Genomic DNA, 19,000 nt, shown 5'->3' with positions numbered 1-19,000 from the left:
GGCCTGCGGCGACCCTATCGCCAGGAGTAATCAACCGGTCACGGAACGCCAGAAAGATCTACCTTCAGCGCGCGTCCAGCACCATCCCCGCGCCGACCGTGCCGTTGGTGGCCTCGTCGATGAGGATGAAGCCGCCGGTGAGCCGGTTGCGCGCGTAGTCGTCGACGAACAGCGGCTGCGTGACCCGCAGCGACACCCGGCCGATCTCGTTGAGGCCGAGCGAGGTGGCCTCCTCGTCGCGGTGCAGGGTGTTGACGTCGAGCCGGTAGTGCAGGTCGCGGACGAGCGCCCGCGCCGTACGGGTGGTGTGCTTGATCGTCAGCTTGGACCGCGGGGTCAGCTTGACGCCGTCGGCCATCCAGCAGACCATCGCCTCCAGCTCCTGCGCGGCGGCCGGCTGGTTGTTGGGCCGGGCGATCATGTCGCCGCGCGAGATGTCGAGGTCGTCCTCGAAGCGCAGCGTCACCGACATGGGCGGGAACGCCTCCTCCACCGGACCGTCGAAGGTGTCGATGGAGGCGATGCGGGTGCTCAGCCCGGAGGGCAGGTGCACGACCTCGTCGCCGGGCTTGAGCACGCCGCCCGCGACCTGCCCGGCGTAGCCCCGGTAGTCGTGGAAGGCGTGGTCGGTGGCCCGCTGGGGGCGGATGACGTATTGGACGGGGAAGCGCACGTCGGTCAGGTTGCGGTCGGAGGCGATGTGCACGTTCTCCAGGTGGTGCAGCAGCGAGGTGCCGAGATACCAGGGCATGTTCTCGCTGCGCGAGACGACGTTGTCGCCGTTGAGCGCGGAGATCGGGATGAAGGTCAGGTCGGAGACGTTGAGCTTGGAGGCGAACGCCGTGAACTCCTCCCTGATCTCCTCGAAGCGCTCCTGCGCGTAGTCCACGAGGTCCATCTTGTTGACCGCCAGCACCAGGTGCGGCACCCGCAGCAGCGAGGTCAGGAACGCGTGCCGCCGCGACTGCTCCAGCACGCCCTTGCGGGCGTCGATGAGGATGATCGCCAGGTCGGCCGTCGAGGCGCCGGTGACCATGTTGCGGGTGTACTGGATGTGGCCGGGGGTGTCGGCGATGATGAACTTGCGGCGCGGCGTGGCGAAGTAGCGGTAGGCGACGTCGATGGTGATGCCCTGCTCCCGCTCGGCGCGCAGGCCGTCGGTGAGCAGCGACAGGTCGGTGTATTCGGTGCCCCGGTCGCGGGAGGTGCGCTCGACGGCTTCGAGCTGGTCCTCGAAGATCGCCTTGGAGTCGAACAGCAGGCGTCCGATGAGGGTGGACTTGCCATCGTCGACGCTTCCCGCCGTGGCAAAGCGCAGAATGTCCATTTAGAAGTAGCCCTCTCGCTTGCGGTCCTCCATGGCGGCCTCGGACGCGCGGTCGTCGGCCCTGGTGGCCCCGCGCTCGGTGATCCGGGTCGCCGCGATCTCCTCGATGATCTCCTCGACCGTGGCGGCCTGGGACTGCACGGCCCCGGTGCAGGTCATGTCGCCCACGGTGCGGTAGCGCACCACCGCCTCGAACAGCGGCTCGTCGTCACCGCGCTGGACCACCTCGGAGTCGGGCAGCAGCATGCCGTCGCGCTCGAACACCTTGCGCGTATGGGCGAAGTAGATGGAGGGGATCTCGATGCCCTCGCGCCGGATGTAGTCCCAGACGTCCAGCTCGGTCCAGTTGGACAGCGGGAAGACGCGGATGTGCTCGCCCTTGCGGATGCGCGCGTTGTAGAGGTTCCACAGCTCGGGGCGCTGGTTCTTCGGGTCCCACTGGCCGAAGTCGTCGCGGAAGGAGAACACCCGCTCCTTGGCGCGGGCCTTCTCCTCGTCGCGCCGGGCGCCGCCGAAGACCGCGTCGAACTCGTGCTCCTCGATCGCGTCGAGCAGCGTGGTGGTCTGCAGGCGGTTGCGCGAGGCGCGCCGCCCGGTGTCCTCCACGACCCTGCCCTGGTCGATCGAGTCCTGGACGCTGGCCACGATGAGCCGCGCGCCGAGCTCGCCGGAGCGGCGGTCGCGGAAGTCGATGACCTCGTCGAAGTTGTGGCCCGTGTCGACGTGCATGAGCGGGAACGGGATGGCCGCGGGCCAGAACGCCTTCTCCGCGATGCGGAGCATGACGATGGAGTCCTTGCCGCCGGAGAAGAGCAGACAGGGGCGCTCGAACTCGGCCGCCACCTCGCGCATGATGTGGATCGCTTCGGCTTCGAGCACGTCGAGCTGCGACGTTGTGTAGTCGCGCTGCAGCATGGGAGCTTCCTCCGGCGGTTTAGCGGTGCAGGTCCCGAATCCCGGCGAGCAGGGATGCCGCCAGCTCCGGTAGGGAAACCAGAATATCTGGTAGTGAGGGGTCGGCTTGGTTGTAGGCCAGCGCGGCGCCGTCCACGCGGCTCGCGTGGGCGCCGGCGGCCTGCGCCACGGCGACGGGCGCGGCGGAGTCCCATTCGTACTGGCCGCCGGCGTGCACGTACGCCTCCACCTCGCCGGTCAGCACGGCGGAGATCTTGGCCCCGGCCGAGCCGATCGGCACCAGGTCGGCGCCGACGAGGTAGGCGAGCTTCTGGACGAACTCCGGCGGGCGGGTGCGGCTGACCGCGATGCGGAAGCGCCCGCCGCCGGACGCCGGCAGCTTGGGCGGCTCGGCGGTGGTGAGCGTACGGCCCTGCGCGGGCAGCGCCACGGCGCCCGCCGCGAGCCGGCCGCGCTCCCAGAGCGCCACGTGCACGGCCCAGTCGGCGCGCCCCTCCTCCGCGAACTCGCGGGTGCCGTCGAGCGGGTCGACGATCCACACCCGCTCGGCGGACAGGCGGCGCGGGTCGAGCCGCTCCTCGCGGGTGGCCTCCTCCGACAGCACGCTGTCGCTCGGCCGCAGCCGGGCCAGCGCCTCCATGAGGAAGACGTGGGAGCTCCGGTCGCCCTCGGCCTTCAGCGCGGCCGCGTCGTCGAAGCCAACACGCCGGCGAACCTGCAGCAGTCTCTCGCCCGCTTCGTTCGCCAGGTCGGCGGCGACGGCGTGGTCGTCGCGAATCGTCATCAATATGCTCCTTGCCCGCGGGCGACGGCCGACCAGGTTTTCCACAGGATCTGCAGGTCCAGGGTGAGGGACCAGTTCTCCACGTAACGCAGGTCCAGCCGGACCGATTCCTCCCACGATAGGTCAGATCTACCACTTACTTGCCACAGCCCCGTCAGACCGGGCCTGACGAGTAGCCGCCGTCGCACGTCGTCACCATAACGCGCCACCTCCTCGGGCAGCGGAGGGCGCGGCCCGACGAGCGACATGTGACCGAGCACGACGTTGATGAGCTGCGGCAGCTCGTCGAGCGAGTGGCGGCGCATGCGGACGCCGAACGGCGTCACCCGCGGGTCGTTGCGGACCTTGAACAGCAGCCCCTCGCGGTCGCTCACCAGCGTGATCTTCTGCTGCTCGGCCCCCCGCCGCATGGTGCGGAACTTCAGGATCGTGAACAGCCGCCCGCCGCGGCCCACCCGGGTCTGCCGGAACAGCGCGGGACCCGGGCTGGTGGCCCGGACCGCGATGGCGAGACCGGCCATCAGCGGGGCCAGCAGCACCAGCAGGGCCGCGGCCACCAGGCGGTCGAAGACGTTCTTGAGCAGTTGCCGCAGCCCCGCCAGCTCGGGATGCTCGACGTGCAGCAGGGGCAGCCCGGCGGCCGGGCGGATCGTGGTGCGCGGCCCGGCGACGTCCATGAGCGCGGGGGCGACGACCAGCTCGGTGCGGGTGCGCTCCAGCCGCCAGGCCAGCCTGCGCAGCGCCTCGCCGTCCATCTCGGGGCAGGCCAGCACGGCCACGGTGTCGGCGTCGTACTGGTCGACCGCGATCGGCACGTCGCTGAGGTCGCCGGCGACCGGCACCTCGGCCACCAGCTCGCCCGGCACGCCCTCGGGCAGGCAGGCGGCCACCACGTGGAGGCCGTGGTAGGACTCGGCGCGGAACAGCGCGACCAGCTCGGCTACCGACGCGGCGTGCCCGACGGCGACCACCTTGCGCATGCAGCCGCCGCTCGCGCGGCAGCGGTGCAGGCCGCGGCGCAGGGCGTACCTGAAGACGAGGGAGAACAGGGTGACCAGGGGCAGCGCGAGCACCACGTAGCCGCGGGCGACGTCGGTCTTGGTCGCGTAGGAGCCGATGGCGGTGCCGGCGGTGAGGGTCAGGCCGGACTGCAGGACGCGGCGGAACTCCTCGGAGCCGACGCCGACCATGCGCGGCTCGTACGCCCGGTGCAGCGCCACCGCGAGCGTCCAGACGACCGGCAGCGCCAGGCTCACCAGCACGTACGGCAACACATAGGGCGTGAACCCGCCGAACCGTACCCCGAAGGCCACCCCGGCCCCGATGCCCGCGCCGCACAGATCGGCGACCACGGCCTTGATCCGGTAGGCGTGCACCCAGCCCGGCTCGCGCGGGCCGCCCCGCCGCGAGACGACGTGACCGGAGCCGACGGTCATGAGGCTCTCATCATGGCCGCGCAACGCACTTCCTCCGGGTGACCATTCTGCAACGGACAGTCACAGATGGTAGCGGCCTGGAGTGCGGCGGACCGGCGAACGACCCTTTGCGGGGATCAGCGAGGAGGGCCGGAAATGTTCAGATCAGCCCGATGGAACTCGTTCTGGGTAACCTCCAGGCCGTGGGCCATGAGCGACTCCACGACGTCGGCCGCCCGGTCCACCAGGAAGGGGAGGTCCTTGCGCTCGGCGGTGGCGAAGTCCTTCAGCACGAAGGCGGCGGGGTCCATCCGGCCGGGCGGACGCCCGATGCCGAACCGCACGCGCAGGTAGTCGCGGGTGCCGAGCACCTTCGTGATCGACTTCAGGCCGTTGTGGCCGTTGTCGCCGCCGCCCAGCTTGGCGCGCAGCGCGCCGTAGGGGACGTCCAGCTCGTCGTGGACGACGATCAGCCGCTCAGGGCCGATCTTGTAGAAGTCGGACAGCGCCTTGACCGGCCCGCCGGACAGGTTCATGTACGTCAGCGGCTTGGCCAGGATGGCGGCGCGGGTCTCGCACACCTCGGACCGGCTCTTGTGCGCCTTGAACCGCCCGCCCGCCCGGGCGGCCAGCTCGTCGAGCACCATGAAGCCGGCGTTGTGCCGGTTGCCCGCGTATTCGGGCCCCGGGTTGCCCAGGCCGGCGATCAGCCAGCGGTCCATATGCACCCCTTACGCGCGGAAACGGGGCGGCTCGCAGGAAGCCGCCCCGTTCACGACGGAAACCGTTACTCGGAGGCGGTGGCCTCGGCGCCCTCGCCCTCGGCGGCGGCCTCGGCCGTCTCGCCCTCGGCGGCCTCGCCCTCGGCCTCCTCGACGGCCTCGGTCGGCTTGGCGATGACCTGGACGACGACCGTCTCGGCGTCGGTGGCGAGGGAGGCGCCCTCCGGCAGCTTGAGCTCGCCGGCGGTGACGGAGGCGCCGACCTCCAGGCCCTCGACGTCGACCTCGACGCCGGTCGGGATGTTCGTGGCCTCGGCCTCGACCGGCACGGCGGTGAGCTGCAGGTCGAGCAGGCCCTCGCTGTTGACGTCGCCGACGGTGGTGACCGGGATCTCGACGGTCACCTTCTCGCCGCGCTTGACCAGCAGCAGGTCGACGTGCTCGACGAAGCCCTTGATCGGGTCACGCTGGACGCCCTTGGGCAGCGCGAGCTCGTCGACGCCGTCGCCCTTGAGCCGGATGAGCACGTTGGGCGTGCGGAGCGCGAGCAGGACCTCGTGGCCCGGCAGGGTGAGGTGCTTGGGCTCGATGCCGTGCCCGTAGAGAACGGCGGGCACCTTGTCGGAGCGGCGGATCTTGCGGGCCGCGCCCTTGCCGAAGGTGGTGCGGGGCTCGGCGGCGATACGTACTTCGGACACGACATCTCCTAGGGATGCGGTGGGGAATGATCGGTCGTCGGCGCTCTCCCTCACCCGCCCTAGCGGAAGGCGTTACGAGCGCAACCGGTTCAGTCTATAAGGCTCAGGTGTCACCCTCGAACAGACTCGTGACCGAGCCGTCCTTGAAGACCTCCGTGATGGCCCTCGCGATCAGCGGGGCGATGGACAGCACCGTCAGCTTGTCGAACCTGGCGGCCTGCGACAACGGCAGCGTGTTGGTGACGATGACCTCGCTGATGCGGGAGTTCTTCAGCCGGTCGACGGCGGGGTCGGAGAAGACCGCGTGGGTGGCCGCGACGATCACGTTGGTGGCGCCCTGCTCGTAGAGGGCGTCGGCCGCTTTGCAGATGGTGCCCGCGGTGTCGATCATGTCGTCGATGAGCACGCAGGTGCGCCCGCGTACGCGGCCGACGACCTCGCTGACCTTGACCTGGTTGGCCACGTCGAGGTCGCGGCGCTTGTGGATGAACGCGAGCGGCGTGCCGAGCGTGTCGGCCCAGCGCTCCGACAGCCGCACCCGGCCGGTGTCGGGCGAGACGATGGTGGTGTTGTCCAGGTCGAGCTTGTTCTTGAGGTAGTTCTCCAGGACCGGCATGGCGAACAGGTGGTCGACCGGGCCGTCGAAGAAACCCTGGATCTGCGAGGTGTGCAGGTCGATCGACATGAGCCGGTCGGCGCCCGCGGTCTTGAACATGTCGGCGATGAGACGGGCGGTGATCGGCTCGCGCCCGCGGCCCTTCTTGTCCTGGCGGGCGTAGCCGTAGAAGGGCATGACCACGGTGATGCGCTTGGCGGAGGCGCGCTTGAGCGCGTCCACCATGATCAGCTGCTCCATGATCCACTGGTTGATCGGGACGGTGTGGCTCTGGATCACGAAGGCGTCGCAGCCGCGCACCGACTCGAGGTAGCGGGCGTAGATCTCGCCGTTGGCGAAGTCGATGAGTTTGGTGGGGGTGAGGGAGACGCCCACGTGCCGGGCGATCTCCTCGGCCAGCTCCGGGTGTGCCCGGCCGGAGAAGAGCATGAGGTTCTTCTCGCCGGGCGATTTGATGCTGGTCACTGCTGATTCTCCTGCTGCTCTCGCTCCGCCAGCGCGCGCTCGGCGGCCGCGGCCGACTTGGTGCCCGCGCGCCTGCGCAAGACCCATTTCTCAATGTTGCGCTGACGCGCTCGCGCCACCCCCATGGCGCCGGGGGGAACGTCGTCGATGATCACCGAGCCCGCCGCGGTGTAGGCGCCGTCGCCGACGGTCACCGGGGCGACGAGCATGGTGTCACAGCCGACGAAGGCGCCGTCGCGCACGGTGGTGTGGCTCTTGTTGACCCCGTCGTAGTTGACGAAGACGGTGGACGCGCCGATGTTGGCGTCGTCGCCGATCGTGGCGTCGCCGGCGTAGGTGAGGTGCGGCACCTTGGAACGTTCGCCGACGGTGGCGTTCTTCATCTCGACGAAGGTGCCGGCCTTGGCCTTGTGCTTGAGCACGGTGCCGGGCCGCAGATAGGCGTAGGGGCCGACGCTGGCCTCGGGGCCGATGTCGGCGTGGTCGCAGACGGCGTTGCGGACGACCGCCCGCTCGCCGACGCGGGTGCCGGTGAGCGTGGTGGCGGGGCCAACCTCGGCGCCGGCCTCGATGACGGTCTCGCCGTGGAGCTGGGTGCCGGGGTGGATGACGGCGTCGGGCGCGATCCGCACGCCGACGTCGATCCAGGTGCTGTCGGGGTCGATGATGGTGACCCCGGCGCGCATGTGGTCTTCCAGCAGGCGCCGGTTGAGCACCTTGCGGGCGGCGGAGAGCTGCACCCGGTCATTGACGCCCTCGACCTCGACGTGGTCGCCGGCGGCGTGGGCGCCGACCCGGTGGCCGTCACCGCGCAGGATGGCGAGGACGTCGGTGAGGTATTCCTCGCCCTGGGCGTTGTCGGTGGACACGCGCTTGACGGCGTCGGCGAGCAGCTCGCCGTCGAAGGCGTAGATGCCGGAGTTCATTTCCTTGATCGCCCGCTGCCCGGGCGTGGCGTCCTTCTCCTCGACGATCTCCAGGACCGCCCCGGACTCGTCGCGGATGATCCGGCCGTAGCCGGTCGGGTCGGGCACCTCGGCGGTCAGGACGGTGACCGCGTTGCCGTCGGCGGCGTGCCGTTCGAGCAGCGCGGCGAGGGTCTGGGTGCGCAGGAGAGGCACGTCGCCGTAGGTGACGAGGACCGTGCCGGGGATGGTGCCCAGCTCCTCCAGCACGGTGCGTACCGCGTGGCCGGTGCCCCGCTGCTCACGCTGGACGACGGCGCGCGCGTCGGGGCTGTTGGCCGCCAGGTGGCCGCCGACCTGCTCCAGTGCGTGGCCGATGACGACGACGAGCCGCTCGGGACCGAGCTCGCGGGCGGCGGTGAGCATGTGGTCGACCAACGCGCGGCCGCACAGCTCGTGCAGGACTTTCGGGGTCTGGCTCTTCATCCGGGTGCCCTCGCCGGCGGCGAGGACGATCACGGCTGCCGGGCGCGGCACACTCACGGACTGAGGCTCCCTGTGACTGGACGATCAGGGCCATTGGTACGGCTCTTCTATGACTACCGCACCGCTACCCTCCCGACACCGTGAGGATACCTGCCCGACCCCCGGACAATCTCGCCGGGTCTTGCCTCAAAGCTCCCGGAAGAGGACTCGAACCCCTACAAAGTGGACCAAAACCACTTGTCCTGCCGATTAGACGATCCGGGACAGATCGGACACGTGGCGTCCGACACATCCATACGATACCGAGCCCTGGCCCGGTCCCGCGCCGGGATTGACCATCCGCGCAGGTACCAGGGTCGCTTCTTATAACAGAACGCGCCAACCATCACAAGCGATGATTCCCACCCACCTTACGGGGAAGAGCGTCACATCTCCGCAATCCGCAACACAGGACTTCCTAACCTACGATGGCGTAGGTTACGGTTGCGTAGCCCGGACATTCATCCCCATACGTGCTGTTGGAGGTCGCCCATGACCGTTCTTGCCGAACGCTCCGCCCCCACACCCAAGCCGGACTTCGAACCCGAGCCGAAATCCCGCGCCGAACTCGTCACCTTCGGCCTGGTCGTCGGGCTCCCCATCGTCGCGGTCGCCGCGGCCGTACCGTTCGCCTGGGGATGGGGTCTCGGCTGGACGGACATCGTCATCGCCTTCGTCTTCTACATCGTCTCCGGCCTCGGCGTCACCGTCGGCCTGCACCGCTACTTCACGCACGGCTCGTTCAAGGCCAAGCGGCCGCTGAAGATGGCCCTGGGCATCGCCGGCAGCCTGTCGCTGGAGATGTCCGTGCTCGACTGGGTGGCCACCCACCGCAAGCACCACAAGTTCTCCGACAAGGAGGGCGACCCGCACTCGCCGTGGCGCTTCGGCCCCGGCTTCAAGAACATGGCCAAGGGCCTGCTCTACGCCCACATGGGCTGGCTGTTCGAGAGCGAGCGCACCAACCGCGAGAAGTACGCCCCGGACCTGTGCAAGGACCCGGACGTGATGAAGCTGCACAAGTGGTTCGGCCCGCTCGCCCTCACCTCGATCCTGCTGCCCGCGGTGCTGGGCGGCCTCTTCACCTGGTCCTGGCAGGGCGCGATGACCGCGTTCTTCTGGGGCTCCCTGATCCGCATCGGCCTGCTGCACCACGTGACCTGGTCCATCAACTCCATCTGCCACGTCTTCGGCGAGGAGGACTTCCAGGTGCGCGACAAGTCCCGCAACGTGTGGTGGCTGGCCATCCCGTCCTTCGGCGAGTCCTGGCACAACCTGCACCACTCCGACCCGACCTGCGCCCGCCACGGCGCGCTCAAGGGCCAGATCGACCTGAGCGCCGGCCTCATCAGGATCTTCGAGCGCTTCGGCTGGGTCCACGACGTGCGCTGGCCGACCCCCGAACGCCTGGCGGCGAAGCGGGTTGCCTGACGAGAAAGATCCGATGAGCGGCCACGGGAGCGTGGCCGTCATTATGGAACCTGTGACCGAACCCCGATCTCGCAGGCGCATGTCCGGTAGCGAGCGACGAGAGCAGCTGATCCGCATCAGCCGCACGCTCTTCGCGGAGAAGGGGTTCGACGGGACCTCTATCGAGGAGATCGCGGCCACCGCGCAGGTGTCCAAGCCCGTGGTGTACGAGCACTTCGGCGGCAAGGAAGGCGTCTACGCGGTGGTCGTCGACCGCGAGATGCAGAAGCTGCTCACGATGATCACCGAGGCGCTGGCCGCCTCCCACTCCCTGATCAAGGTGGAACGGGCCGCACTCGCGCTCCTCCAGTACATCGAGGAGAGCAGCGAAGGCTTCCGCATCCTGGTCCGCGACTCGCACGCCGCCTCGGGCACCGGCACCTTCGCGAGCCTGATCAGCGAGATCGCCAGCCAGGTCGAGGACGTGCTCGCCGACGAGTTCGCGGCCAGGGGCTACGACCCCAAGTCCGCCCCCATGTACGCCCAGATGCTGGTCGGCATGGTCGCGCTGACCGGGCAGTGGTGGCTGGACGTGCGCAAGCCGGGCCGCGAGGAGGTCGCGGCCCACCTCGTCAACCTGGCCTGGAACGGTCTGAGGGGGCTCAACCCCCACCCGGCCATCAGCGCCGTCACCCAGGCGCGCGCCACCGCCCCGCCGAAGCCCCGCCCGAGCAGCGAGAAGGAGCTGCGCGAGCTGGAGAAGGCCCGCGAGCGCGAGCTGAAGGAGGCCGAGAAGGTCCGCCAGCGCGAGCTCAAGGAGGCCGAGAAGGCCCGGGTGCGCGAGCTGAAGGAGCGCGAGCGGCTGCTCAAGGAGGCGGAGAAGGCGCGCGAGCGCGAGGACAAGATCCGCCAGCGGGAGGCCAAGCTCGCCGAGCGGGCCGCGCGCCTCGAACAGGTGGATCAGTCCGAGTGACGGGTTGAACAGAACGGCGGCCTGCGTGACCATAGGAGGAAGAGGGCGCTGATCAGCGAAAACGAGCGTTGCGGTGCCGTTAACGTGATGTTCAACCAAACGGGGCAATATACGCGATATGTCCGCCGAACCGGTGTCTCCTGCCAAGGATCTGCCGCTGCCGCAGGAGCGCTTCCTCAACCGGGAGGAGAGCTGGCTCCAGTTCAATGAGCGCGTGCTCGAACTGGCCGAGGACTCCACTCTCCCCTTGCTGGAGCGGGTGCGCTTCCTCGCCATCTTCGCCAGCAACCTGGACGAGTTCTTCCGGGTCCGGATCGCCGGGCTGAAACGGCGGATGGCCACCGGACTGCTGCTGCGGACCAAGAGCGGGCTCAAACCACGTGAAGAGCTGGTCCGCCTCGCCGCCGTCGCCGACGCGCTGGCCCGGCGGCACGCCGCCCTCTTCCACGACAAGATCTGCCCCCAGCTCGCCGGCGAGGGCATCGAGATCGTCCGCTGGGACGACCTCGACCGCGAGGAGCGCACCGAGCTGCGCAAGCTGTTCAGGGAGCGCATCCGGCCGGTGCTGACGCCGCTGGCGGTGGACCCCGCGCACCCGTTCCCGTACATCTCGGGCCTCAGCCTCAACCTGGCCGTCCTGGTCCGCAACCCGGCCACCGACCACACGGTCTTCGCCCGGGTCAAGGTGCCCTCGCAGCTCCCCCGGTTCATCCTGGCGTCGAAGGACCGTTTCGTCCCGCTGGAGGACGTCATCGCGGCCCACCTGGGCCAGCTCTTCAAGGGCATGGAGATCCTCCAGCACCACGTCTTCCGCGTCACCAGGAACGAGGACCTCGACGTCGACGAGGACGTCACCGAGAACCTCATGCAGGCACTGGAGAAGGAGCTGCTCAAGCGGCGCTTCGGCCCGCCGGTGCGGCTGGAGGTCGAGGAGACGATCACGCCGGAGGTGCTCGCCCCGCTCGTGGAGGAGCTGGAGCTGGCCCCGCACGAGATCTACCGGCTGCCGGGGCCGCTCGACCTGTCGGGCCTGCACGCCATCGCCGACCTGGAGCGCGGCGAGCTCAGCTACCGCCCGTTCGTGCCGGCCGAGGCCATCAGCGCCGAGGACGACATCTTCACCACGCTGCGCGAGCGCGACGTCCTGCTGCACCACCCGTACGACTCCTTCGCCACGAGCGTCCAGCGCTTCATCGAGATGGCCGCCGCCGACCCGCGCGTCCTGGCGATCAAGCAGACCCTCTACCGCACCAGCGGCGAGTCCCCCATCGTCGACGCGCTCATCGACGCGGCCGAGGCGGGCAAGCAGGTCGTGGTGGTCGTGGAGATCAAGGCCAGGTTCGACGAGCACGCCAACATCTCCTGGGCGCGCAAGCTGGAGCGGGCCGGCTGCCACGTCGTCTACGGCGTGGTCGGGCTGAAGACCCACTGCAAGCTGGCCCTCGTCGTACGCCAGGAGCCCTCGGGCGAGCTGCGCCGCTACTGCCACATCGGCACCGGCAACTACAACCCCAAGACCGCCCGCCAGTACGAGGACTTCGGCCTGCTCACCGCGGACCCGCTGGTCGGCGAGGACGTCACCGACCTGTTCATCCACCTGACCGGCTACTCCAACCACTCCGCCTACCGCCGCCTGCTCGTCGCCCCCCACTCGATGCGCAGCGGCCTGGTGGCCAGGATCGAGCGGGAGATCGCCCACCAGCAGGCCGGGCGGCCCGCCCGCGTCCGGATCAAGACCAACTCGCTGGTCGACGAGCCGATCATCGACGCCCTCTACCGCGCCTCGCGGGCCGGCGTGCCGGTCGACCTGTGGGTACGCGGCATCTGCGCGCTCCGTCCAGGAATCCCCGGCCTGTCGGAGAACATCCGCGTCCGATCGGTCCTGGGGCGGTTCCTGGAGCACTCCCGCGTCTACGAGTTCGGCCTCGGGCGGCGGCCGGAGATCTGGATCGGCAGCGCCGACCTCATGCGCCGCAACCTCGACCGCCGCGTGGAGGCCCTGGTCAAGGTGACCTCGCAGCAGCACAAGGCGTACCTCGTCGAGCTGATGGACCTCGCCATGGCCGAGACGACGAGCACGTGGTGGCTGGGCTCCGACGGCTCCTGGACCCGCCATCCCGGTGAGGACCTCCAGACCCACCTCATCAGCACCCGGCGATGGAGGACCGTTGACGACGACTGACCTGCTCCGGGCCGCCGGAGCCGTGGTCTGGCGGGGGCCGGCGAGCCGTCCCGAGGTGGCCGTCATCCACCGCCCCGCCTACGACGACTGGACCCTCCCCAAGGGCAAGCTCGAACCCGGCGAGCACGTCGTCGCCGCCGCGCTGCGCGAGGTGCGCGAGGAGACCGGCCTCACGGTCATGCTCGGCCGCCCCCTGCCGCCCGTCCACTACCTCGTACGCGGCCGGCTCAAGCGGGTCGACTACTGGGCCGCGCGGATGGTCGCCGACGACGGCTTCACGCCCGGCGAGGAGGTCGACGAGGTGCGCTGGCTGCCGCTGGAGCAGGCCGCGGCGCTGCTGACGTACGGGTGGGACGCCGGGCTGGTGCGCCGCCTGGCCGGCGCGCCGCTGGAGACCGTGCCCCTCGTGCTCGTCCGGCACGCCACGGCCGGCTCCCGCGCCGAGTGGGACGGCGACGACGAGCGCCGCCCGCTCGACGCCGGCGGGCGGGCCCAGGCCGCCACCCTGGCCACCGCGCTGCCCGCCTACCGGCCCGAGCTGCTGATGAGCTCGCCGAGCGCGCGCTGCGTGCAGACGCTGGACCCGTACGGCGGCGAGATCGTGCTGGACCCGCTGCTCAGCGAGGAGGGCCAGGACCCGCGCAAGACGCCCGTCCTGGTGCGCGAGATCACCGTCCCGGCGGTCGTGTGCAGCCACGGCAAGGTGCTGCCAGGGCTGCTGCACGCCCTCACCGGCAAGGAGATCAACCTGCGCAAGGGCGCGTTCGCGGTGCTGCACCGGGTGGGCGACCAGGTCGTCGGCGTCGAGCGCCACCGGGTCACAGCAGCTTCGCCACCGCCTTGACCGTCTCCGCCCACACGCCGGGGAAGTCGGCGTGCGCCCGCGCGGCGAGGTCGCGCTCGATCCCGACGAGCAGCCCGTAGGTGAAGGTGTCCTCGCCCGCCAGCCGGGCGCGCTCCGCCTCGCCGGTCAGCGTCTCCTGCGCGACCACGCCGTCCTGGTGCACCCCCAGCAGCTCCTGGATGTCCTCGGCATGCTTGGCGAGCTTGGCCATGTCCTTGCCGAGGGTGGGCCTGAGCGCTTCTGCGGTGTAACGGGCGCGTTTGGCCGCCTTGCGCACGTCATGCATGGCGATCTCGTGGCGCTCCGGGTCCTCGACGGCCTGGGCCCTGTCGTACGCCTTGGCCACCCGGCCCCAGTTGTCCGCGGCGATGGCGGCGAGCCGCTCCTTCGCGGGCTTGGGCGCGGCCTTGCCGAGGCTCGGGCCGGCGAGCAGCGTGTCGAGAGCGTTCAGCAGCGCGTAGTAGCGCTCGCCGCTGAGGGTGTCCCTGATCCGCTCGTACGCGTCCCGCTCGCGGGCGAGCAGGTCGGCGCCGAGGCGCTCCCGGACGGGGCCGACGATCAGCCCGGACGGCAGCCCGGCCAGCCGCTCGCCGAACCTGGCCCTCATGACCTCCAGGTCGCGGGCCTCGCCGAGCACGGTGCCGAGCCAGCGCAGCTCGTCCTGGACCTGTTCGGTGCCGGTCACCACGGTCTTGAACGCCTTCAGCGCGCTGCGCAGCCGCCGGGAGGCCACGCGCATCTGGTGGACGGCGTCGTCCTCGGCGCGGCGTACCCGGGGGTCCTGGGAGAGGAGGGCGTCCACCTGGCTCGCGAGGTAGGCGAGCACGACCTCGCCCGCCGAGCCCGGCTCGCAGCGGGCCAGGGGCGGCGGGGCCGGTTGGAGCACTTTCGCGAGCTTGCTGGCGGCTCCGGACGGCTCGGCGCCGGCCTTCCTCAGCCGTTTGCCGACCTTGGCCAGCAGCGCCCGCCGGCTCTCGTCGATCAGCTCGGCCTCGACCTCGCGCCAGCGCATGACCCGGCCGCCCTCGCGGCGGTCGGTGGCCTTGACGCGGTCGTCGGCGACCTCCAGCAGCCTGGTCCCGCCGTCGTGCAGGACGGTGACGCTCCTGCGGGTGTCCAGCTCGGCGACCACCTCCAGCTCGGCGCCGCGGGTGTAGGCGCGGACCAGCTCGGCCAGCTCCGGGGGGACGGCCCTGGTGCTCCGGGTGAGCGGTACGGCGATCTCCTGCCGGACGCCCTTGGCCTTGGGCAGCTTGAGATGCCAGCCGGCGTCGTCGCCGCCCCTTCGCCGTCTGAGCGTCACGCCTCTGGCGGCCAGCCGCAGGTCGGGTGTGTCGTAGTAGAGCGCGACGAGCTGATAACTCTTCGGCCCGATGACGCCGGTCGCGAGGTCGCCCAGGTCGGGGAGCGCGTAGTCGTGCGGAACGTCGAACTTGTCCTCGATCTCGATGCCCACTGCACCTCACAAAAGTCCGATTTCGGACAATTCTGCCACCGTAAGGTGAACATCACCGGGGTTGCAGCAGCTCGATCCTGTTCCCGACCGGGTCGGTGACGTAGACCCGGCGGTAGCCCGGCAGGAGGTCGTCGGGCACGGCCCCGGGGATCGCGGCGGCTAAGGCGTCCACGTCGTCCACCAGGAAGGCGGGATGCGCCTTGCGCGCCGGCCTGAAGTCCCGCTCGACGCCCAGGTGCACCTCCACGCCCTCGCCCCTGAACCAGACGCCGCCACGGGCGGCCAGCTCCGGCGGTTTGGGCACCTCGCGCAGGCCGAGCACCCCCGCGTAGAACTCCCTGAGCAGCGGCTCGCTGCCGGCCGGCACGGCCAGCTGGACGTGGTGCAGCCCGATGATCATTTCTGCGCCACCACGAAGACGCGGCGGAACGGGAACGGCGTGCCGTAGCTCTTCGCCGGATAGGCCTGCGCCAGCAGCTCGCCGAGATCGGACTTGAAACGCCGCTGGTCGCCGTGGTCCAGCCGGTCGAGTATGGGGCGCAGGGCCGTGCCCGACACCCAGTCCAGCACGGGGTTCTCGCCCTTCAGCACGTGCACGTACGTCGTCTCCCAGGCGTCCACCTGCGTGCCGCCCTGGTAGAGCAGGTCGCAGTAGCCGAGGGCGTCGTCCACCTCGGCGAGCCGCTGGTAACCGCCGAGTTTGTCCGACCAGGTGCGGGAGGCGCAGAGCTCCCGGATGGCGACGTGGCTCGGGGCGTCGTAGTTGCCCGGCACCTGGAACGCCAGCCAGCCGCCCGCGGCCAGCGACTCCATCCAGTGTTCGAGCACCGAGCGGTGGTCGGGCACCCACTGGAGGAGGGCGTTCGAGACGATCACGTCCACGGGCCGGTCGGGCCGCCAGGTCTCGGCGTCGGCGACGGCGAACCGTACGGACGTGCCGAGGCCGCGCGCCTTGGTGATCATGGCGGGCGAGGAGTCGAACCCCTCGACGGTCGCCCTCGGCCAGCGGGTGGCCAGGTCGGCGGTGAGTTCGCCACTGCCGCAGCCGGCGTCCACGACATAATCGGGATCGACCGCCCCCACCCTGGAGATGAGCTCGATGAACGGCCGGGAACGCTCGTCGGCGTACACCGCGTAGGTCAGCGGGTCCCAGATATCTCTTGACATGAAGATAATTGATATCGAGAGAGATATCTCGATGTCAAGACAGTACACTTGTGTCATGACGGAGGAAGCTAGGGACGAGGTCGATCGCCTCGTCGCCGCTTGGCGGACGGAACGCCCCGACCTCGACGTCGAGCCGCTCCAGGTGCTCTCCAGGGTGTCACGCCTCGCCAAGCATCTCGATCGGGCGCGGCGGGCGGCCTTCGCCGAGCACGACCTCGAACCGTGGGAGTTCGACGTGCTCACCGCACTGCGCCGGGCCGGCAAGCCGTACGAGCTGAGCCCCGGCACCCTGCTCCGGGCCACCCTGGTCACCTCTGGGACCATGACCAACCGCATCGACCGCCTCGCCCAGGCCGGTCTCGTACGGCGCCGGCCCGACCCCGAGGACCGGCGCGGCGTCCTCGTGTCCCTGACGGACACGGGGCTCTCCCGCGTGGACGCGGCCTTCGCCGACCTGCTGCGGCGGGAGCACGAACTGCTGTCGGGGCTGGGGGCGGCCGATCAGCGGACGCTCGCCTCGCTGCTGCGCACCCTGCTGGCCCCGTTCGACTCCCCCAGCTGATCCCGCCCACCCGGCACCTCGCTCGACACCTGCTCACGCCGGGTACTCCTCACCCCCGGGGGCACGTTCCTCCCGCGTCCCAGCCGCCTCCTACCCGGACCGTGCCCCCGGTACCCCTCACCCGAGACACCCGCTGACCTGGGCAGACCCCTGACGCCGGCCCCTCGGTCAGTCGCCGAGGCGGTCGGCGAGTTCGAGCCACTCCGACTCGATCGCGTCCTTCTGCGCCGTGATCTCCCGGAGCTCGCCGTCCAGAGCGCCGAGCCGGGCGTAGTCGCTGGCCGCCTCCGCCATGGCCGCGTGCAGCCGCTCCTCCTGCCCGGCCAGCTTGTCGAGCTGGCGTTCCAGGCGGCTGAGCTCCTTGCGCAGCTCACGCTCCTCCTTGGCCGACAGCTCGCCGGTCGCCGTGGCGCCCTCCTGCGACGCCGAGGCGGAGGCCGCCGCGCCACCGCCGCCCGCCACCCGGGCGGTCACCGCGGTGCCCGTGGCCCGCCGTTCGAGGTATTCGTCCACGCCTCCGGGCAGCAGCGACAGCCGCCCGTCGCCCAGCAGCGCCACGCACCGGTCGGTGACGCGCTCCAGGAAGTAGCGGTCGTGGCTGACCAGGACGAGCGTGCCGGGCCAGCCGTCGAGCAGGTCTTCCAGCTCGTTGAGCGTCTCGATGTCGAGGTCGTTGGTGGGCTCGTCGAGCAGCAGGACGTTGGGGTCGTCCATGAGCAGCCTGAGAAGCTGCAGCCGCCGCCGCTCGCCGCCGGACAGGTCGCCGATCACCTTCCACTGCGCGTCGCCCTTGAAGCCGAGGCGTTCGAGCAGCTGGGAGGCCGACCACTCCTTCTTGCCGAGCTGGAGGTACTTGCGTATCTCCTCGACCGACTCCAGCACCCGTCGCGTCGGGTCCAGCTCCGTGAGCTCCTGCGAAAGGTGCGCGAGGCGTACGGTGCGGCCCCGGACGACGCGGCCCGAGTCAGGCCTGACCGTGTCGGCGAGCAGGCGCAGCACCGACGACTTGCCGGAGCCGTTGACGCCGATCAGCCCGATGCGGTCGCCGGGCCCGAACTGCCACGTGCACCGGTCCAGCACCAGCGGCCCGTTCCCCGGGCCGCCGGCGTGCAGGGTGACGTCCTCCAGGTCGTACACCGTCTTGCCGAGCCGGGCCGCGGCGAAACGCATCAGCTCGACGGTCTCGCGCGCCGGAGGCTCGTTCGCGATGAGGGCCTGGGCGGCCTCGATGCGGAACTTCGGCTTGGACGTACGGGCGGGAGGGCCGCGCCGCAGCCAGGCGATCTCCTTGCGCATGAGGTTCTGGCGGCGTTCCTCGGCGGCCTGGGCGATGCGCGCCCGCTCGGCCTTGGCGAGGACGTAGGCGGCGTATCCGCCCTCGTAGCGCTCGACGCGCCCGTCCACGACCTCCCACGTGCGGGTGGAGACCGCGTCGAGGAACCACCGGTCGTGCGTCACCACGAGCAGGGCGCTCTTGCGGCCCGACAGGTGCGCGGCGAGCCAGGCGATGGCCTCGATGTCGAGGTGGTTGGTGGGCTCGTCCAGCATGATCAGGTCGTGGTCGTCGATGAGCAGCTTGGCCAGCGCGGTGCGCCTGCGCTCGCCACCCGACAGGTTCGCGGCCCTGGAGCCGAGGTCGAGGTCGCCGATCAGGTTGGCGAGGATCTCGCGGATCGCCTGGTCGCCCGCCCACTCGTGCTCGGCCAGCCCGCCCAGCACGATCTCACCGATGGTGGCGGCCGGGTCGAGCGCGTCGTGCTGCGACAGGAACCCGATCCGGAGGTTGCGGGTGTGCGTGACCCGTCCGCTGTCGGGCCGCACCTCCCCCGCGATCACCGACATCAGGGTCGTCTTGCCGCCTCCGTTGCGTCCGACGACGCCGATGCGCTCCCCGGCCTCGATGCCCAGGGAGACGTCACTGAGGAGCGGCTTGGGCCCGTAGGCGTGGGAGACCGACTCAAGATTGACCAGATTCATGACCTACCCAGGGTATCGGCTCCCCGCCCAGCTCCTCGCCGTCTCCTCCGCCCGCCT

At 70.3% G+C, this 19,000-nt stretch carries 17 protein-coding genes and 1 tRNA gene; 5 read left to right on the top strand and 13 right to left on the bottom strand.

Annotated features, from left to right (window positions below):
* Window positions 1-64: 64 nt before the first annotated feature.
* The 9 genes from cysN to SMD20_RS35690 form a co-directional block, all read right to left on the bottom strand.
* Complete coding sequence (gene cysN / locus SMD20_RS35730; RefSeq protein WP_329589758.1) at window positions 65-1,327, bottom strand: sulfate adenylyltransferase subunit CysN; 1,263 nt, start codon at window positions 1,325-1,327, stop codon at window positions 65-67.
* A complete protein-coding gene (gene cysD, locus SMD20_RS35725; protein WP_329589757.1) occupies window positions 1,328-2,242 on the bottom strand; it encodes a sulfate adenylyltransferase subunit CysD in 915 nt (304 codons plus the stop codon). It abuts the gene before it with no gap.
* 19 nt (window positions 2,243-2,261) lie between these two features.
* Window positions 2,262-3,026: a 3'(2'),5'-bisphosphate nucleotidase CysQ gene (locus tag SMD20_RS35720; protein WP_329589755.1), complete on the bottom strand. Its 765-nt coding sequence runs from the start codon at window positions 3,024-3,026 to the stop codon at window positions 2,262-2,264.
* Window positions 3,026-4,462: a sugar transferase gene (locus tag SMD20_RS35715; protein ID WP_329589753.1), complete on the bottom strand. Its 1,437-nt coding sequence runs from the start codon at window positions 4,460-4,462 to the stop codon at window positions 3,026-3,028. The genes SMD20_RS35720 and SMD20_RS35715 overlap by 1 nt, the downstream gene beginning before the upstream one ends.
* A gap of 116 nt (window positions 4,463-4,578) precedes the next feature.
* The gene (gene pth, locus SMD20_RS35710) at window positions 4,579-5,163 is read right to left on the bottom strand and encodes an aminoacyl-tRNA hydrolase (protein WP_329589751.1); all 585 of its coding nucleotides are present in this window, start codon (window positions 5,161-5,163) and stop codon (window positions 4,579-4,581) included.
* A 65-nt stretch (window positions 5,164-5,228) separates the two neighbouring features.
* Window positions 5,229-5,861 (bottom strand): 50S ribosomal protein L25/general stress protein Ctc, encoded by a 633-nt coding sequence (locus tag SMD20_RS35705; RefSeq protein ID WP_329589749.1) that lies wholly within the window; start codon window positions 5,859-5,861, stop codon window positions 5,229-5,231.
* 103 nt (window positions 5,862-5,964) lie between these two features.
* Entirely contained in the window at window positions 5,965-6,942 is a 978-nt protein-coding gene (locus tag SMD20_RS35700) for a ribose-phosphate diphosphokinase (protein WP_329589748.1), read from the bottom strand.
* Window positions 6,939-8,390 carry a bifunctional UDP-N-acetylglucosamine diphosphorylase/glucosamine-1-phosphate N-acetyltransferase GlmU gene (gene glmU / locus SMD20_RS35695; protein ID WP_329589745.1) on the bottom strand — a complete coding sequence of 484 codons (1,452 nt, stop codon included), beginning with the start codon at window positions 8,388-8,390 and terminating at the stop codon, window positions 6,939-6,941. Before glmU ends, SMD20_RS35700 begins: the two co-directional genes overlap by 4 nt.
* 135 nt (window positions 8,391-8,525) lie before the next feature.
* A tRNA-Gln gene (locus tag SMD20_RS35690) sits at window positions 8,526-8,597 on the bottom strand.
* A 267-nt stretch (window positions 8,598-8,864) separates the two neighbouring features.
* On the opposite strand from SMD20_RS35690, the gene SMD20_RS35685 reads away from it, so the two are divergent.
* From SMD20_RS35685 to SMD20_RS35670, 4 genes are all read left to right on the top strand, one after another.
* Window positions 8,865-9,803 carry an acyl-CoA desaturase gene (locus SMD20_RS35685; protein ID WP_329589743.1) on the top strand — a complete coding sequence of 313 codons (939 nt, stop codon included), beginning with the start codon at window positions 8,865-8,867 and terminating at the stop codon, window positions 9,801-9,803.
* A gap of 79 nt (window positions 9,804-9,882) precedes the next feature.
* A complete protein-coding gene (locus SMD20_RS35680) occupies window positions 9,883-10,755 on the top strand; it encodes a TetR/AcrR family transcriptional regulator (protein WP_329589741.1) in 873 nt (290 codons plus the stop codon).
* Window positions 10,756-10,873: 118 nt separating this feature from the next.
* The gene (locus SMD20_RS35675; RefSeq protein WP_329589739.1) at window positions 10,874-12,937 is read left to right on the top strand and encodes an RNA degradosome polyphosphate kinase; all 2,064 of its coding nucleotides are present in this window, start codon (window positions 10,874-10,876) and stop codon (window positions 12,935-12,937) included.
* Window positions 12,924-13,781 (top strand): NUDIX hydrolase, encoded by an 858-nt coding sequence (locus tag SMD20_RS35670; RefSeq protein WP_329589737.1) that lies wholly within the window; start codon window positions 12,924-12,926, stop codon window positions 13,779-13,781. Before SMD20_RS35675 ends, SMD20_RS35670 begins: the two co-directional genes overlap by 14 nt.
* Here the strand turns inward: SMD20_RS35670 and SMD20_RS35665 are convergent.
* The 3 genes from SMD20_RS35665 to SMD20_RS35655 are packed head-to-tail and all read right to left on the bottom strand — an operon-like array spanning window position 13,756 to window position 16,404.
* Window positions 13,756-15,237, bottom strand: coding sequence for a CYTH and CHAD domain-containing protein (locus tag SMD20_RS35665; RefSeq protein ID WP_329589735.1), 1,482 nt, complete (start codon window positions 15,235-15,237; stop codon window positions 13,756-13,758). The genes SMD20_RS35670 and SMD20_RS35665 overlap by 26 nt on opposite strands.
* Before the next feature lie 52 nt (window positions 15,238-15,289).
* Window positions 15,290-15,637 carry a glyoxalase gene (locus tag SMD20_RS35660; RefSeq protein ID WP_329589733.1) on the bottom strand — a complete coding sequence of 116 codons (348 nt, stop codon included), beginning with the start codon at window positions 15,635-15,637 and terminating at the stop codon, window positions 15,290-15,292.
* Window positions 15,634-16,404 carry a trans-aconitate 2-methyltransferase gene (locus SMD20_RS35655; protein ID WP_329589732.1) on the bottom strand — a complete coding sequence of 257 codons (771 nt, stop codon included), beginning with the start codon at window positions 16,402-16,404 and terminating at the stop codon, window positions 15,634-15,636. The genes SMD20_RS35660 and SMD20_RS35655 overlap by 4 nt, the downstream gene beginning before the upstream one ends.
* A 55-nt stretch (window positions 16,405-16,459) precedes the next feature.
* Here SMD20_RS35655 and SMD20_RS35650 point away from each other — a divergent pair, with 55 nt between their 5' ends.
* The gene (locus SMD20_RS35650) at window positions 16,460-16,966 is read left to right on the top strand and encodes a MarR family winged helix-turn-helix transcriptional regulator (RefSeq protein WP_329589730.1); all 507 of its coding nucleotides are present in this window, start codon (window positions 16,460-16,462) and stop codon (window positions 16,964-16,966) included.
* 168 nt (window positions 16,967-17,134) lie between these two features.
* Here the strand turns inward: SMD20_RS35650 and SMD20_RS35645 are convergent, their stop codons facing one another.
* A complete protein-coding gene (locus SMD20_RS35645; RefSeq protein WP_329589728.1) occupies window positions 17,135-18,943 on the bottom strand; it encodes an ABC-F family ATP-binding cassette domain-containing protein in 1,809 nt (602 codons plus the stop codon).
* Window positions 18,944-19,000 lie beyond the last annotated feature (57 nt).

The organism is Nonomuraea sp. LP-02 (genome assembly GCF_036289125.1).
GTDB classification, from domain to species: domain Bacteria; phylum Actinomycetota; class Actinomycetes; order Streptosporangiales; family Streptosporangiaceae; genus Nonomuraea; species Nonomuraea bangladeshensis.
The sequence above is the reverse complement of the archived record's forward strand: the minus strand, read 5'-3'. Positions and strand labels throughout refer to the sequence as shown.

Bases quoted from the DNA above. Each gene is read 5' to 3' on its own strand.
- SMD20_RS35645 (WP_329589728.1), bottom strand. From the start codon at position 18,943: ATGAATCTGGTCAATCTTGAGTCGGTCTCCCACGCCTACGGGCCCAAG.
- SMD20_RS35685 (WP_329589743.1), top strand. From the start codon at position 8,865: ATGACCGTTCTTGCCGAACGCTCCGCCCCCACACCCAAGCCGGACTTC.
- SMD20_RS35715 (WP_329589753.1), bottom strand. From the start codon at position 4,462: ATGACCGTCGGCTCCGGTCACGTCGTCTCGCGGCGGGGCGGCCCGCGC.
- SMD20_RS35680 (WP_329589741.1), top strand. From the start codon at position 9,883: ATGTCCGGTAGCGAGCGACGAGAGCAGCTGATCCGCATCAGCCGCACG.
- SMD20_RS35655 (WP_329589732.1), bottom strand. From the start codon at position 16,404: ATGTCAAGAGATATCTGGGACCCGCTGACCTACGCGGTGTACGCCGAC.
- SMD20_RS35675 (WP_329589739.1), top strand. From the start codon at position 10,874: ATGTCCGCCGAACCGGTGTCTCCTGCCAAGGATCTGCCGCTGCCGCAG.
- pth (WP_329589751.1), bottom strand. From the start codon at position 5,163: ATGGACCGCTGGCTGATCGCCGGCCTGGGCAACCCGGGGCCCGAATAC.
- cysD (WP_329589757.1), bottom strand. From the start codon at position 2,242: ATGCTGCAGCGCGACTACACAACGTCGCAGCTCGACGTGCTCGAAGCC.
- cysN (WP_329589758.1), bottom strand. From the start codon at position 1,327: ATGGACATTCTGCGCTTTGCCACGGCGGGAAGCGTCGACGATGGCAAG.
- SMD20_RS35660 (WP_329589733.1), bottom strand. From the start codon at position 15,637: ATGATCATCGGGCTGCACCACGTCCAGCTGGCCGTGCCGGCCGGCAGC.
- SMD20_RS35720 (WP_329589755.1), bottom strand. From the start codon at position 3,026: ATGACGATTCGCGACGACCACGCCGTCGCCGCCGACCTGGCGAACGAA.
- SMD20_RS35650 (WP_329589730.1), top strand. From the start codon at position 16,460: ATGACGGAGGAAGCTAGGGACGAGGTCGATCGCCTCGTCGCCGCTTGG.